Origin of the sequence: Chryseobacterium viscerum (assembly GCF_002899945.2) — a bacterium.
Lineage (GTDB): Bacteria > Bacteroidota > Bacteroidia > Flavobacteriales > Weeksellaceae > Chryseobacterium > Chryseobacterium viscerum.
Genome location: NZ_PPEG02000001.1, coordinates 233,708 through 249,566, shown reverse-complemented (window position 1 = coordinate 249,566; position 15,859 = coordinate 233,708). Strand labels below are relative to the sequence as shown.

Here is a 15,859-nt window from a genome sequence, read left to right as displayed (position 1 = left end):
TATAATATAGAATGACTGCCTCAGAAACGGGCAGTCATTTATTGTATTTATCTCTAAAATTTTTCTGCAGGTTTTATGACTAATTTATCATCTTTTCTGATAAACAATATCCAAATCCAAGGAATAAATGATAATAAAAAAGATATAACGATATTCCGCATAAATATTTCATTGGCTGCAGGGTTTGTTTGAAACTCCAATAATGCCTGATTGATAGGGAGCCCCTCTTTTACCAATATAGCAATAATAGTCAAAACATTTGCAACAAATATACTTGTGATGTTGGTGAAGAAAATAATATATTTTGTCAGTTTCCCTTGAAGCCCTTTGAAATAATCATAGCCTATAAACCCGAGAAAAGCAATAACAAATGCCATCCCCGAGGAAAGTCCCCCTAAATAGACTGCAAGTAAAATCCAGATGATAATTGCAGGAATGGAGAAAATAATGGCTCCTAAAAATCCTGTCAGATAATTTTTCTCTTTCGAAGTTCTTTCTTTTTCAATTCCATAGAACTTATCATCGGTCTTTTTAAAACAATTATCGCAGAGTATTATACCAGTATCGTTAAGATTGTAATAATTAATTCTCTGATTGGTCTCACAGCTATGACATTGGTCTTGCTCTGGGATATTTAACTTTTTAAAAAAGTCAGTCAAGAAGTCAAACAAAGCATAAACCGTACTGAGCTTAGTGGGTATTAGGTTTTCAGTGAATTTGAAGAAAATGCTATTTTCTCTGATTTCAAAGCTGGTAAATTTTAGTCTTTTTTTGCTTTTAGCTAATTCTGTTTTGATTTGTTCTCTTTGTTCGTCTGTTAAATCACCAGTCGTTACAGATACATATTTGTATTGGGGAGTCTGTATGATGTCTGCGTCTGAAACGTTGAAAAAGTAGCCTTTGTAAAGTCCGAATACGCCGTCATTTGTTTTATACCAGCCAAGATCTCTGGCTATTTTTTTTGCTTTTGGAAAAATCATCTTCTTTTCAGTTTCTAATCATGGTTTTTTGAATATACACTCTCAATGATGCCAATATATAATTATTTTTTGATAATTAAAACTGGCTCTCCTTGAAATGAGGCAGGTTGTTAATTTTACCATCTTAATAGATCAATAGGTTTATGATTAACTTATATTGCTTTAGAAAGAAAAAATAACAAAAAATAAATGCCACCGAAATTCGATGGCATTTTCTGTAAATTATAATTGAAAATTAATGAGTTTTATTTTTATAACCAAGATACAGCGCCTGTTTCAACATCATAGTTGGCTCCAACAATTTTAATTTTACCTTCAGTTTCAAGGTTTCTAAGTGTTGAGCTTTGTTTACGGATATCTTCAATTGCGCTTCTTACGTTTTGCTGATTGAGTCTTTCAAGAAGTGAGCTGTTTTTAGATGAACGCTCTTCATTTTCTTCGATAATCTCATTGATGATCGGGTCAAAATGATTGATAAGGTGGTTCAGGTTATCCATTCCCAGACCCTCAATCTGTGCAGCGTCAAGACCTCCTTTTAAGGCTCCGCATTTCGTGTGACCTAAAACTACGATAAGTTTAGAACCGGCAACATTACAGCCAAATTCCATGGATCCAAGAATATCCTGGTTCACAAAATTACCTGCAATTCTGATACTGAAAACATCTCCTAATCCCTGATCAAAGATAAGTTCTGCAGAAGTACGGCTGTCTATACAGCTTAAAACTACAGCAAAAGGCCACTGCCCTTCACGGGTAGCATTCACTTGCTCCAGAAGATCTCTGTTTGCTTTAAGGTTGTTTACAAATCTCTGGTTCCCTTCTTTTAAGAATTCTAACGCTTTCTCAGGTGTAATAGTAGATTGAGTTTCGTATGTATGTGCTTTCATATAATGTATTGTTTTCGAATTTAAAGTTAAAAAAAAATTGATGAATGAGATTACATGGCTCTATTGTGAGTAACTAAAATATGAGAATCCTCACTTCTTTCGTAATCTCGGTATGAAGTTTTAAAGCCTAGAAGTTCAACATTGATATCCTGTTCTTTTGCCCTGATATTGGCAAAATCCTGAATCATTTCCAGTACATCTGTTGCAATGTATGATGTGTTTCGGGCATCAATGATAACCGTAGAATTTGGTTTTATATTTTTAAGTGTTTTTTTGATAGCTGCTTTATTTAAAAATGATACTTCTTCAGCCAGTTTGATGTTTATTCCATCGGCATTATCCAGTCTTTCTCTGCTTAAATAATACGCTCTTTTCATATTTCCCTGAAGAATATAGAAAACAGAAATGGCAAGACCAATTCCTACTCCTTTTAATAAGTCTGTGGCTACAACCGCCACAACTGTTGCTACAAATGGTATAAACTGGAATTTACCCAAATGCCAGAAATGCTTGAACGTAGCTGGTTTTGCCAGCTTATATCCAACTAAAATTAATACCGCAGCCAAAGTAGCGAGAGGAATTAAATTTAAAATAACCGGAATAGAAAGTACACAGATTAATAAGAAGACCCCGTGAATGATGGATGATATTTTAGAAGTTGCTCCCGCATTAGCATTCGCAGAACTTCTTACTACAACAGACGTCATTGGAAGACCACCAATAAATGAACTGATAAGATTTCCTATTCCCTGGGCTTTAAGCTCAAGATTGGTATCCGTAATTCTTCTTTGTCGGTCTAATCGGTCTGATGCTTCAATACAAAGCAGCGTTTCAATAGATGCTACAATAGCAATCGTTGCTCCTACAATCCATACTTTAGGATTGGTAAAACCATTAAAATCCGGAGTTGTAATCAGGTTTTTAAAATCATCAAAAGTCTTTGGAATAGGTAAAGAAACCAAATGCTGGGTTTCAATAGCCAGAGAACTTCCGGACATTTTAAAAAGCTGATTTAAAAGGATACTTATAATGACTGCAACCAACGCTCCTGGAAGCAGTTTCATCCTTTTCAGTACGTGTATTTTATCCCATGCAATAAGAACTGCTACAGAAATTAAAGTGATAACGATGGCTCCCGGATGGATTGCCCCAAATAATTCTGCAAAATATCCGAAATTCAAGCCATTATCAAAGATCGATTCATGACCTTCATAATCTTTATCGAATCCTAAAGCATGCGGAATCTGTTTTAAAATAATAATGATCCCTATGGCAGCAAGCATTCCTTCAATAACGTTGTTGGGGAAATAGTTGGAAATACTTCCAGCCCTTACAAACCCTAAAACCAATTGAATGAGTCCTGCGATGATCCCTGCACAAAGGAAGAGTTCAAATGCGCCAAGATCAGTTATAGCTGTTAAAACAATTGCCGTTAAACCTGCTGCAGGTCCGGAAACTGAAATATTTGAGTTACTCATTGTTCCTACTACCAGGCCGCCTACAATACCGGAAATAATACCGGATAATGGGGGAGCACCTGATGCTAAAGCAATTCCTAAACACAACGGAAGTGCTACTAAAAATACCACGAGTCCTGAAGGAATATTCTCCTTGATTCCTCCTATTAATGATGTCTTTTTCATAATGTGAAGCTGTAAAGTATAACCGGCTTATTTATTTTTAAATAAGTCAATTACAAAGAAGTTGAAAAAAATAATTTTTAAAGTACGTGCGTATCCGATATCAAAAATGATATGGAATAAGTATCAAAAAAATCTAACTATAGGAGTTATGCTTCCGGAGGGGGAGAAAATATACTAAGTAAAGGTGACAGATGAAAAGAATCATCGATCAGTACAAAAGACACACCCTGAACATCAGGTTCAGAAAACTTAAGATAATCGAAAACATCCAAAGGTTTCGGAATGGTCTTTTCGTAAACAATAAATGAGGTTGGGTGAGAATGAGGTTCTTCTTCATTGATTATTATATTCGTTCTTGCAATATCCCAGCCTGCTACCGCAGCAATGCTTGGCAGCGCTGTAAAATTGAGAAAAAACGTTAATACAATAATACTCCAGAATTTCATCTTACCTTCTTTTTAGAAAAACTATTCAGTCTTTCTGCTCATTACCCAATCAGAACCCGTAAGGTTGTAGATCTTTTGGATGTCTTTTAAGATTTTCTCAAAATCAATCTCCAGATCAATGATCTTACCTGTTCTAAGGTCAAATACCCAGCCGTGTACAATAGGTTGTTCTTCTAAAATATACCTTTCCTGTACGCAGGCCATTTTGATCACGTTGATGCACTGCTCCTGAACATTAAGTTCTACAAGTCTGTCATAACGCTTGCTTTCGTCCTGAAGAGAATCCAGTTCCGCCTGATGCAGTCTGTAAACGTCACGAATGTTTCTCAGCCATGGATTTAATAATCCTAAATCCTGAGGAGTCATCGCTGCTTTTACACCGCCACAGTTGTAATGCCCGCAAACAATAATGTGTTTTACTTTCAGATGTTCTACAGCATATTGAATAACCGCTGTGGAACTCATATCTAAAGTGTTAATAACATTAGCAATGTTTCTGTGAACAAATACTTCTCCAGGCTTTGCTCCCATCAATTCTTCTGCAGTGGCTCTACTGTCCGAACATCCGATGTACAGATATTCTGGATGTTGAGTTTTTGCAAGTTCCTGAAAGAAGTTTGGATCTTCTGCTACTTTGGACTCTACCCATTTTCTATTGTTTTCAAAAATAACCTCGTACGATTGTGACATAATTTTAAATTTTTAAAAGTTTATAATTATTTATTTCGTTTAAATTATTTCCAAAATCAATAGACTAAATCAATAATTATGCAAAAATATAATATTTGTTAAAGATTCAATCACTTTTAACAAAGTTTAATATTAAAATATGCTTAAAATCATATTCGTATTTCGATATGATTTGCTATGCTGTTATTGAGATCTATATGGCAATCCAAACGTTTAAAAACTAAGATAAAATTACAAAGTATAAATTAAAATTTGAGATTTGTGAATTAAAATATTCTTAATTATTTACCGGATAACAGATTTACCTCACGAGAATTAATTAAAAAGGGCGTAGATATGTCGAAAAATGAATAATTTAACCGCCTGATTAATCTATCCATCTAATGTCTGATTTTGGTCTGCAATCTTTATCCTCAGTATTTTATCTGTCAGGAATTTTTATTGCCTGTTTCTCTTCATTTCTGATTATGGGGAAACGCAGAAAAATAATGGCTGATTATGTATTGGCAGCATGGTTCCTGATTATAGGACTACATCTTATCTTATTCATCTTATTTTTTTCGGGTAGTTATGTGAAGTTTCCTCATTTCCTGGGCTATGAAGTTATCTTTCCATTTATCCATGGGCCCATGTTGTATGTATATGTTCTGTGCGTTACAGGAAGAAATCCGGGCAAAAAGATCTGGTTGCTGCATTTTATTCCTGTTTTGATTGTCTTTTTCATGCTTTTTAAACTGTTGATTTTATCTCCCTGGGATAGGCTTTCCGTCTATCAAAGCGGAAACAGTGAGTATGTATTCATAAGCAGGGTTCTCAAATACATGATGATCCTATCAGGAATAGTATATGTTGCTTTAAGCCTTTTTGCCGTTAGAAAATACACGAAAAGAATATCCAACCAATATTCCAACACTGAGAAAATTAACCTTAACTGGTTGTACTATCTTATTGCCGGGATAGCGTTAATATGGGTTGCCGTGATTATTAGAAATGATATTCTTATTTTTTCTATCGTGGTTCTGTTTATTGTAGTGGCTGCTTACTTTGGAATAAGTCGTGTTGGGATTCTGGATCTGCCTATTGCAGCTGATACCATAGATGGAAAAATAGCTGATGAAGAGACGGTGAAGTATCAGAAGAATTCTCCCGGTGAGGATGCTATAATGGCTATTTATGAAAAGCTTGTAGATAAGATGGAGAAAGAAAAACTCTATAAGGATCCGGAGCTGAATCTGAATTATACTGCGGCACTATTAGACGTGCACCCTAATGTATTGTCTCAGGCAATTAATTCAATAGAAAATAAAAACTTTTATGATTATATCAATCGTCAGCGGATTGATGAATTCAAAAGGATAGCGGTACTTCCCGAAAATGAAAAGTTTACCATTCTTTCATTGGCATTTGAGAGTGGATTTAATTCAAAAACTTCATTTAACCGAAATTTTAAAAAATATATGAACTGCTCACCAAGAGAGTTTCTAAAAAGTCAAAGCATTACTATTGATATGGAATAATTTGCCTTAAGGTTTTGCAGTGTGTTGTATTTTAGTAGTTTACAAATAGGTTCCACCTTTCATGTTGGAACAGTTGGAGCTTTTAAAATCCTCATTTTTACAAAAAAAATTAATCAGTCACTATGAAAAAATTATTATTTGTAATCATGTGTGTGTTGGCATTGCTCATCGGGGCCTATCCTCTTCTTTATGCCTTCGTCGAACACAAATATACTTTTCTGGGTTCAAAATCTGCTGAAGTACTTCATAATATCATTTGGAAAACAGCATTTTTTGCGCATATTATTTTTGGCGGTCTGGCACTTTTTATAGGCTGGCGCCAGTTTGGAAGCTCATTTAGAAATAAATATATAAGGATACACCGGAAAGTAGGAGCTCTTTATATAATCGCTGTGATCATAAGTTCTATTTCAGCTATTTATATGGGTTTTTATGCCAATGGAGGACTGGTTTCAGTAATAGGGTTTATCTGTTTGGGATGCATCTGGCTCGTGACAACTCTTGCCGCAGTGGTACAGATTAAGCAAAAGAATATTATCCAGCATCAGCAATTGATGACTTATAGCTATGCCTGTACCTTTGCAGCGGTGACCCTTAGGCTGTGGTTTCCTTTACTAAAAAGTATTACCGGAGATCCTGATAACTCTTACATTGCCGTAGCATGGCTGTGCTGGGTTCCTAATCTGCTGTTTGCCTATTTTATCAATAGAAAAACGGCAGCAATACAAACTTAACGGCTATTTACTCAGGCAATTTATCATATTCCATGCTCTTCATTTCTAAGTTTAAATATTTCTTCCCTTCATTTTTATAATGCTGAGGAGGTTCAAGACCCATATATTTCATGATGAGAGGATACGCATAAGTTGTTTGGGTTTGCTTGGTTTCATGTCCGGTAACTCTGTAGGCTGCCGGTACTTTATCACCATACCATATAAAAAATGGAACCTGGGTAGATTCTTTTGAGTCTACGTGTAATAGCTTGTCTCCTTGTATTTTCAGTCCATGATCTGATGCGTAGATGACTACGGAATTGGTGTTTTTCAACGTGCTGAAAATATTTTTGAAGACATAATCTGTATATTTGATAGAGCTGTCATAGCAGTTCAGGCCTTCAGAATTCCAATTAGGAGGGAGCCTGTTGCAAGGATTGGGGTGGCTTCCCATGATATGAAGAACCACAAATTTATCTCCTTGGTTTTGAATGACTTTTTTAAGTTCAGGAACAATTATTTCATCATAACCGTTTACCCATTTTTTATTTTTGGATAGGGAAGCCATAGCGGTTATTCCCCTAGAGCTCGCTTGTGTACTCAGCCAGAAAGAATTGTATCCGGCTTGATTGGCCATGTTGATAACATTGTCGGAGAGTTTATCATAGCGGTATCTGAATTCATCCGGATGGATGCTCGACAGCATTAGAGGAACACTTAGATTGGTAATTCCCGCAGGCGAAACAGCATGATCAAAAATCATCATATTTTCAGCTTGCTGATCCGTAAAAGGAGTTGTTTTTTTAGAATATCCATACAATGACATATTCTGTTTTCTTTCTGATTCTCCAATGATCAGAATTACATTTTCTATCCCCGGCTGTATTTTTTTGAGGTTAAAAACAGGGATATTCTTTTTAATTGCGTTAATATCTCTCTGTATATTCAATGCAGTATTGAAATCGGATAAATGATAGTATACATTTTTAATCATTTTTCCTCCTCCTTTATTACTTATGTATTTGTGTTTTAGATGATATCCAAATGGAAGAATAAGCCATAATAATGCGATAATGATAAATTTAACATCGAATTTGACCACTTCTTTTTTAAGGTAATTCACGGAGTATAGTAGCATTCCCAGAAAAACAAAAAATAAAATACCAGGAAGAATAAACATATAAGACATGCTCATTGCTTCATCGGGATTAGATTCAAGAATACTGATGGCCATTCCTACATTAAATCCGGAATGATAGATGAGGAAACAGGATGCTGATATCAGAAAGTTAATACTCAATAATAAACAGAGAACAACAGCAATGACTGAAGTATATTTATTCTTAAAAAGAAGGGCATTAAATACAAGGAAAGAACAAAACATAATCCCGTATTCAATAATATTTCTTATGCTGTCCAGTTTTTCCGCTCCGAACAGATTATCAAAAATATAAGGGAAAGAAAGAAGAAAACCTGTGAGGTATATTATAATGAGAAGAATAGGAATTATTTTTTTGAACATATTTGTATGTGCTTTCTGTTAAGATAAATTTTTTAAATAATCTTTCCCAAAAGTCCTCCGGATAAGAGTCTGCCGAATATCATAATCATGTATTGCATGAAAAGAATTTATATAAGATACTCATTCTAAGGGTTGCAGTATGATATCAACTCAAAAAGAAAACTTTTAAAGAGGGGTGTTACAGTTTCATGTGGAGAGCTGCTTTTCCGCCAGACTTTAAGTTACTGTAGAAAATCTAATTATAGAGTTGGTAATGCAGATAAAGAATGGGAGGGGTAAAGATGTATTCTTTTCATCAAAAATTATTTTTTTAAATTAATAATAAGACCTGGGTTGTGTTTTTAATATTAAGTGGTTTTTTTCAGAAATAGCAGTATTGAGGGATTGATGTCAGCTGAGTTATAAAATGTTATATTTTTCATAAAATCAGATGATTACGTTGCTATTTCATAGCCAAACAATACTTTTTTTACAAATGTAAATGAAATTACCGATAAATGCAAGTAGAATTTTTACTATAACTGTTGGATTTACTACACTTTACGGTTGATATAATCCATTGTGGCATTCTCTGTAGGGATGATTTTAGCGGGGTTTCCTATGACAACAGAATGGGAAGGAACATCAAAATTGACATAGGAATTTGGAACGATCAATACGTTGTCGCCAATTGTGATACCCCCTACAATTACGGCATTGGTTCCTATCCATACCTCATCGCCAATAACAGGAGAACCTTCATTTTTTCCACGGTTTTGCTGGCCTATTGTGACTCCCTGTGCGATATTACAGTTTTTTCCAATAATGGTTTTGGGGTTGATGACAAGACTTCCCCAGTGGCCCAGATAAAAACCTTCCCCGATTTGGGTCTCAGGATAAATCTGAAAGCCGTATTTGATTTGATAATGTCTTAATACAATTCTCCAAAAAGTATTCAAAACAGGGCTCTTCTGATATTTCTGAGCCATCCTTAAGACATATACAAAATGAAGATTAGGATTAATGCACTTTTTCCAGATTTCAAACTTTGAAAGCCATTTTCCGCTTTCCCGGTAAAAGTCTTTTTGAATAATAGAATAATTGGCCATCGTAATTATTTTTATACTTCATCAATTATTTTCTGAAGATGCTCTACAGATTTCTCTAAAACAAACGGAAGTTCAGTTTCTGAGATCTCTTTTTTGTACTCTTCAGATATATTTTTATCGGTAAGAAACTTTTTCATTCCTTCATAAATTCCTTCTTCGGAATTCGGGGTGATATTTCCCAGTCTTCCATCCTGCAGAAGATCTCTGATCCCGGAAATATCCGTTGCAGAAATAGGTTTATTGAGAATAAGTGCTTCGGCAATGATGGTAGGGAACCCTTCATGGCGCGAAGACATAATATAAAAATCTGCTTTTTTCATGTAAGGATATGGATTGCTGCTGAAACCCAGCATTTTTGCAGTATCCTGAAGCCCCAATTGATTAAGCTGATCCTGAATATTGTTAAAATCATAACCGTCACCAATGATCAAAAGCTGATGTTTCAACCCCTCATCAATCAGTTTTTTATGAACATTTAAAAGCCGGTCATAGCCCTTCTGCGGATATACAGTGCCTACCGTTACAAAAGTGGGAAGATCCGTATTGAACGGGTAATCATTAATTTCAATATCCGCTTTTCTTAAGGTATCATTCTTATCAATCGGATTAAAGATCTTGATGACAGACTCCTTTTCAACTTCGTTTTTGGCCAGGTTGTGCATACCTTCCTGAAGTTTGTTGGAAATCACAAGAATCCTGTCAAATTTGAAAAACTGTCTGATGACTTCCGGAGTGTATCCTTTTAGATTGAAAATATCATTCTGTACCCAGATAATTTTTTTTGAATCTTTTTGAGGGCTGGACAGAATTTCCTGATGCATCGCATGAATGGCTGCAATTTCTACATCGTATTTTTTATTTTTTAAAACAAATTTATAAAGAAGAGAAGGAAACCAAAGAAACATTTTCTGATACAAAACCCTGTACGCCTTCACAGGGATGTCCTGCAGCCTGTTGGTTGTTATCATTTCTCCTTTTGTTAAATAGTATAGAGTCACCCAGGATGGAACTTCTTTAATATATATTCCGGAATAAAGGTTGACAAGAAGATCTACTTCATACTTATCTGAAGGAAGATTCTTCAAAAAGTTGATTAATACCTTCTCAGCACCACCATGACGTAATGAACCTATACGAATGAGGAGTTTTTTCTTTTTCAATTTGTTTTTTGTCTTTTATGATTTTACAAGATTAAATTTATTTAATTTTTCTTGCTTTTTTATACTTGTGAGGAAGATTTTCTTTGATATAGGCATCCAGCTTTTTTCTGTCTTTCTCCAATTCACGGGGGTATTCCGGATTGTTTTTTAAGACAATATCACCATAATCTTCAATAGTACACAGAAATTGTGCAGGGTTTCCAATAAAAACTGTATTGTCCGGCATAGACTGTGACAATACTGAGTTGGCTCCTAAAATACAGTTGTTTCCAATCTGTACATCCTGCATGATCACGCAATTGAGCCCGATGGTACAGTTATTTCCGATTTTTATTCTCCCAAGAATTCTGGCATCTTCATATCCGGGAAGTCTTCTCAATAGAGTAGTGGTTCCACCATGGTTCACAAACCTTACATCTCCGGCAATATTCACATGCTCGCCAATCTCAATAAGGTAGGGTTCAGTTCCGAAATACACTTTATCAGGCATATTGAAGTTTTTACCTACTTTCATCCCTCTATATTTTGCCACTTCAAGGCTTCCTCTATTCAAAAAAGAATGATAGAGAGAATCTAATTTTAATAGGAATCTGAATATAAAAATCATCACAAGTGTAAATTTGTTTTCGTTACTTTTGCAAAGAAAGAGAATTTATTAATATGATGAAAATTTCAAAAATAGAATATTATCTGCCTCAGCAGGTGTTAACTAACCAAGATCTTGAAAAACTGTTCCCCGAGTGGAGTTCCGAACGTATCCATGAGAAAGTAGGCATCGCTCAGCGTCATATCTCTTCTGAGAATGAAACAGCGCTGGATATGGCGGTACAATCTTCAGAAAAAATTTTCGAAAACTATGACCGGAACAAGGTAGATTTCATTTTGTTTTGTACCCAAAGTCCCGAGTATTTTCTGCCGACAACGGCCTGTATTTTGCAGGACAGATTGGGTCTTAGAAAAAACATTGGAGCCATAGACTTTAACTTAGGCTGTTCAGGATTTGTGTATGGACTGGCTTTTGCAAAAGGACTGATCTCGGCAGGAATTGCAAAGAGCATTCTTTTGGTGACTTCAGAAACCTATACCAAACATATTCACCCTGATGATAAAGGAAACCGAAGTATATTCGGGGATGCCTCTGCTTCTGCAATTATTGAAAAAACTGAAGGGAATGATTATCAATTCTGTCTGGGAACAGATGGAAGTGGTGCTGAAAACCTTATTGTGAAGAAAGGAGGCTTCAAAAGAGATTTTGAACTGAATCCTGAGCATGAATTCAGCCCTGAAAATATTTATATGAATGGTCCTGAAATTTTTAATTTCACCATTGAAAATATCCCGGGACTGGTAAAAGAAACTTTGGAAGTAAATGGAATGACGATGGATGATATTGATCATTTTGTTTTTCACCAGGCCAATTCTTTCATGCTTAATTATTTAAGAAAGAAAACAAAAATACCGGCAGAAAAGTTTTATATTGATATGGAAAAAACCGGGAATACTGTTTCTGCAACAATTCCTATTGCCCTTAAGAATATGATGGATAAGGGAATGCTGAAGGAAGGTGATAAAGTTTTAATGGCAGGATTTGGGGTAGGATACTCATGGGGAGCCACCATTATGGAAATTTAAGAGAACAAACATTTAAAATTATAAAATATGAAGACATCCGTTTTTTTAGAAAAACTACAAGAGGAATTGGAAGAAGATGAAACATTAACCACTGAAACGAATTTGAAATCTTTAGAGAGCTATGATTCTATCAGTTTGCTTTCTGTTATTGCGTTTGTAGACGAAAATTTCAGCAAGAAAATTGATACAAAACACTTTAAAGATATAGAGACTGTTTCAGATCTGATGAATGTTATTGGGAAAGAAAATTTTGAAGATTAATGGACGTTTTCTCATTAAAAAATAAAATTATTCTTATTACAGGAGCTTCTTCCGGCATCGGGAGAAGCTGTTCTGTAGAATGCAGCAGAAGTGGTGCCGATCTGATTCTTGTAGGAAGAAACCATGAGGAACTGATGAAAACCGTTTCCATGCTGGATCCTGAAACGAAAGTAGAGACCATTACTGAAGATATTACCCAATCTGAAAACCTTGAAGGAATTATTGCGGATAAAGTTTCGATTTTAGGTAAAATATCAGGATTTATACACTGTGCCGGCATCGAAAAAACATTGCCTTTAAAAAAGCACAATACTCAGCTGTATCAGGATATTTTTGCTGTGAATGTCATTGCCGGACTTGAAATTGCTAAAATTTTATCTCTAAAAAAATATAAAGATGAAACCTCCAGTTTCGTATTTATTTCTTCTGTTGCAGGGATGGTAGGAGAGGCTGGTAAAGCGGCTTATTCTGCCAGTAAAGGAGCTGTTATTTCCGGAGCCCGTTCATTGGCAATGGAACTTTCCAGAAGTAATATCCGGGTCAATAGTATAAGTCCTGCAATGGTAAATACCCCGATTTTAGAAAAAATGTTTGAAGACATCGGTGAAGAAGCTTCATCAGAAATCATAAAAAAGCATCCGCTCGGAATAGGTGACCCTAAAGATGTAGCGAATGCTTGTATTTTTCTGCTGTCAGATGCCTCCAGATGGGTCACAGGGACCAATCTCGTAGTAGACGGAGGATATTCTGCACAGTAACTTATTTTTTATGCAGCGTTTCTATAATATTTTCTACGCTGTCAAATATTTTCTTATTGTCAAACTGACTTTCAATATTTTTAAGATTCTCTCTAATATGGAGAACAAGGCTGGGATCGGTAAGGAATGTTTTCATTGCTGAGTACATTTCATCTACCTCATAGCTGATGAGGTATCCCGTTTCCCGGTCTTTGATCATCAGGCCTACATCTCCTACATTCGTGGCAATAATAGGTTTCTGGAGAATTAACGCTTCGGCAATCACCAAAGGCCATGCTTCAGATTCGGAAGAAAGAACAAAATAGTCGGCCTTTTTGATGTAAGGATAAGGATTCATCTTATTTCCGGCCAAAATAAAGGTCTTTTCAACATTATTTTTTGCTGCCTGAGCCATCAGGTTTTTCATTTCGTCACCATCACCAATAACAATGATGCTGTGATGAAATCCTTCATTGATAAGCCTTGTATGGGCTTCAATAAGTTTATGGTACCCTTTTCTTGAATGAAGTCTTCCAATAGAGGCAAAAACGGGTCCTTCAGGGAACGTTTCAAGCTTTTCTTCTGCCTTATGTTTGATTTCTTCGATAGGAATAGGATTGATAATAACACTTTCCGCCGGATAATTGAGATCAGGATAATACTGATGCATCATATCTTTTATCTTGTGCGAGCAGTACACCATATGATCAAACTGGGGAAAACTCTTTAAAATATCGGGAACCAGAGGTTGAAATTTAGGGACATTGACTTCAGAGTGAAACCAGCCGATTTTTTTTGAATTCTTATGGGTAGAATTAAGAATAGCATCATAATCCCTATAATCCATCCCGATTTCTATATCAAAAGTATCATTGATAAGCCGGTCTGCAATGGCTGGGTTGTTTTTCAGCTTACGAAGCTTTATTCTTCTCTTGGCAAGCTGAATTTTTTGTAAAAGAGAATTGGTGGAAAAATCTTCTTTTCCATCCGTAAGATATACTTTTCTGATATGTTTTGGAAGTTCATCGCGCAATTTACCCTGATTAAGAGTAAGGCATACCGTCATTTCAAATTTGTCAGGATTAAGATTGTTGAGAAGTCCCAACAGTACTTTTTCTACACCTCCCATTTCCATGGAACGGTGCCTGAACAAAATTTTTATTTTTTTTTCTAACATTAACCGAAGATTGATTGTAACGTAATTTTTATTTTTTTCTTGATACGGAAAGGCAGCTGGTGCTGATATTGCAGCAATCCGAATATTTCATCCGCTCCGGTATATTGGTCGGGAACTTTCTGTCCGTTGATGGAGGTAAGTCCTCTGCGCTTCATGGTATTGAAAATCACCTGGGCAAAATACTCGTGGGATTTCTTTTTATTGTCATTCTGGGAAATTCCCCCCTGATGGGTTCTGTAAAGGTAGTTGGTTTCATCAATGAACTGAACTTTTCCTTTTTCATATATTTTAAGATACAAGTCCTGATCTTCCCCGATCTTTAAATCCGGATTCATTTTTTCTGTCAGTTCATAAACTGCTTTTCTGAAGGTTACGAAATGAGCAATCTGAATAGGGAAATTAAAAAAATAAGGATCACTATTCGGAACCTGCATTGCTGATCGGAACGGAGAAATAGGCTTCAGGTTCTGATCACAGGTCATAAACCTTGAATAGGTAAGGACTGTATTTTTTTTAGACTGAAAGATCTCCATGCATTTTTCAATAGCTGTCGGAGTAATGGCATCATCCGGGTCCAGAAAGCCACATATTTCGCCTTCTGCCAGCTCAATCAGTTTACTTTTTGTCACTCCTACACCGGAATTTCTTTCATTTTCAAAAAATTTAAATCTTTTATCTTTTGAAATCATTTCCTGTATCATTTTCTTTTCATCTTCAGAAGAACCGTCATCTAAAATTACAGCTTCCCAGTTTGTGTGCGTCTGTTGAAGGATGCTTTCAAAACAGTCTTTGAAAAAATGAGCGTTATTATAATGGGCTATAAGAATCGAAAACTTCATGAATGTTCCTTAAATATTAATTCTTGATGATTGATTACGGTTGTATTGGGAGGAATATCTTTGTGAATGGTACATCCTGCTCCAATGATGCAGTTATCTCCGATGGTAACCCCTTTTAAGACGGTTACATTGCTCCCGAGCCAGCAATTACTTCCTATTTTGATGGGAGCTGTGGTGAACTCAGCGTGAGACAGTTTAAAATCCGGATGTGTCTGATAGGCATGGTTGTGGTCATACAACTTTACATTTTCTCCGAATAACGTATTGTCACCTATGGAGATACTATCCAGACAGTTGATGGAACAGAAATTATTCATAAAAAAATGATTCCCGATTTCTAAAGTAGCATTCTGCTGCACAAGAACGTGTACATAATTTCGGAAACTGACTGAGTTTCCAATGGTAACCTTCTTTAAGTTTTCGTGCAGAACAAAATGATCACTGATCCCAAGTTTTATTCCCTTAAAAGAAACATGAGGGTGTTTTTTGAGACGAGAAATCTGGCTTTTTCGTTGAATTTTTGCTAAAATTTCATATAGCATACTTAAATTTATTTTCACATTTGTA

At 35.6% G+C, this 15,859-nt stretch carries 17 protein-coding genes; 5 read left to right on the top strand and 12 right to left on the bottom strand.

The window, feature by feature from the left end; all coding sequences use genetic code 11:
- Positions 1-53: 53 nt before the first annotated feature.
- From C1634_RS01175 to C1634_RS01155, 5 genes are all read right to left on the bottom strand, one after another.
- Positions 54-980, bottom strand: a complete 927-nt coding sequence (locus tag C1634_RS01175; RefSeq protein WP_109737791.1) for a hypothetical protein — start codon at positions 978-980, stop codon at positions 54-56.
- A 251-nt stretch (positions 981-1,231) separates the two neighbouring features.
- Entirely contained in the window at positions 1,232-1,867 is a 636-nt protein-coding gene (locus tag C1634_RS01170; protein ID WP_103234061.1) for a carbonic anhydrase, read from the bottom strand.
- A gap of 50 nt (positions 1,868-1,917) precedes the next feature.
- Positions 1,918-3,510: a SulP family inorganic anion transporter gene (locus C1634_RS01165; protein ID WP_103234060.1), complete on the bottom strand. Its 1,593-nt coding sequence runs from the start codon at positions 3,508-3,510 to the stop codon at positions 1,918-1,920.
- Positions 3,511-3,656: 146 nt separating this feature from the next.
- Positions 3,657-3,956 carry a hypothetical protein gene (locus tag C1634_RS01160; protein WP_103234059.1) on the bottom strand — a complete coding sequence of 100 codons (300 nt, stop codon included), beginning with the start codon at positions 3,954-3,956 and terminating at the stop codon, positions 3,657-3,659.
- Between the two features lie 21 nt (positions 3,957-3,977).
- The gene (locus tag C1634_RS01155) at positions 3,978-4,646 is read right to left on the bottom strand and encodes a carbonic anhydrase (RefSeq protein ID WP_103234058.1); all 669 of its coding nucleotides are present in this window, start codon (positions 4,644-4,646) and stop codon (positions 3,978-3,980) included.
- A 383-nt stretch (positions 4,647-5,029) separates the two neighbouring features.
- On the opposite strand from C1634_RS01155, the gene C1634_RS01150 reads away from it, so the two are divergent.
- A complete protein-coding gene (locus C1634_RS01150) occupies positions 5,030-6,163 on the top strand; it encodes an AraC family transcriptional regulator (RefSeq protein WP_103234057.1) in 1,134 nt (377 codons plus the stop codon).
- Positions 6,164-6,285: 122 nt separating this feature from the next.
- A complete protein-coding gene (locus tag C1634_RS01145) occupies positions 6,286-6,897 on the top strand; it encodes a DUF2306 domain-containing protein (protein WP_103234056.1) in 612 nt (203 codons plus the stop codon).
- A gap of 7 nt (positions 6,898-6,904) precedes the next feature.
- Here C1634_RS01145 and C1634_RS01140 read toward each other — a convergent pair whose 3' ends face one another.
- The 4 genes from C1634_RS01140 to C1634_RS01125 form a co-directional block, all read right to left on the bottom strand.
- Positions 6,905-8,398, bottom strand: coding sequence for a phosphoethanolamine transferase (locus C1634_RS01140; RefSeq protein WP_103234055.1), 1,494 nt, complete (start codon positions 8,396-8,398; stop codon positions 6,905-6,907).
- A gap of 533 nt (positions 8,399-8,931) precedes the next feature.
- Positions 8,932-9,486 carry a serine O-acetyltransferase gene (locus tag C1634_RS01135; RefSeq protein WP_103234054.1) on the bottom strand — a complete coding sequence of 185 codons (555 nt, stop codon included), beginning with the start codon at positions 9,484-9,486 and terminating at the stop codon, positions 8,932-8,934.
- A gap of 11 nt (positions 9,487-9,497) precedes the next feature.
- Complete coding sequence (locus C1634_RS01130; protein WP_109737790.1) at positions 9,498-10,646, bottom strand: glycosyltransferase; 1,149 nt, start codon at positions 10,644-10,646, stop codon at positions 9,498-9,500.
- A 37-nt stretch (positions 10,647-10,683) separates the two neighbouring features.
- Entirely contained in the window at positions 10,684-11,253 is a 570-nt protein-coding gene (locus C1634_RS01125; protein ID WP_103235654.1) for an acyltransferase, read from the bottom strand.
- A gap of 53 nt (positions 11,254-11,306) precedes the next feature.
- Here C1634_RS01125 and C1634_RS01120 point away from each other — a divergent pair, with 53 nt between their 5' ends.
- The 3 genes from C1634_RS01120 to C1634_RS01110 are packed head-to-tail and all read left to right on the top strand — an operon-like array spanning position 11,307 to position 13,297.
- Complete coding sequence (locus C1634_RS01120; protein ID WP_109737789.1) at positions 11,307-12,278, top strand: 3-oxoacyl-ACP synthase III family protein; 972 nt, start codon at positions 11,307-11,309, stop codon at positions 12,276-12,278.
- A gap of 27 nt (positions 12,279-12,305) precedes the next feature.
- Positions 12,306-12,539: a phosphopantetheine-binding protein gene (locus tag C1634_RS01115; protein WP_047380387.1), complete on the top strand. Its 234-nt coding sequence runs from the start codon at positions 12,306-12,308 to the stop codon at positions 12,537-12,539.
- Entirely contained in the window at positions 12,539-13,297 is a 759-nt protein-coding gene (locus tag C1634_RS01110) for an SDR family NAD(P)-dependent oxidoreductase (protein ID WP_103233968.1), read from the top strand. The genes C1634_RS01115 and C1634_RS01110 overlap by 1 nt, the downstream gene beginning before the upstream one ends.
- 1 nt (position 13,298) lies before the next feature.
- On the opposite strand, the gene C1634_RS01105 is transcribed toward C1634_RS01110, so the two are convergent.
- From C1634_RS01105 to C1634_RS01095, 3 genes are read right to left on the bottom strand one after another with little or no spacing between them, the layout of a single operon-like run.
- On the bottom strand, positions 13,299-14,453 hold the full coding sequence (locus tag C1634_RS01105) for a glycosyltransferase (protein WP_103233969.1): 1,155 nt from the start codon (positions 14,451-14,453) through the stop codon (positions 13,299-13,301).
- Positions 14,453-15,292 (bottom strand): glycosyltransferase family 2 protein, encoded by an 840-nt coding sequence (locus C1634_RS01100; protein WP_109737788.1) that lies wholly within the window; start codon positions 15,290-15,292, stop codon positions 14,453-14,455. Before C1634_RS01100 ends, C1634_RS01105 begins: the two co-directional genes overlap by 1 nt.
- A complete protein-coding gene (locus C1634_RS01095) occupies positions 15,289-15,834 on the bottom strand; it encodes an acyltransferase (RefSeq protein WP_103233971.1) in 546 nt (181 codons plus the stop codon). Before C1634_RS01095 ends, C1634_RS01100 begins: the two co-directional genes overlap by 4 nt.
- Positions 15,835-15,859: the final 25 nt, after the last annotated feature.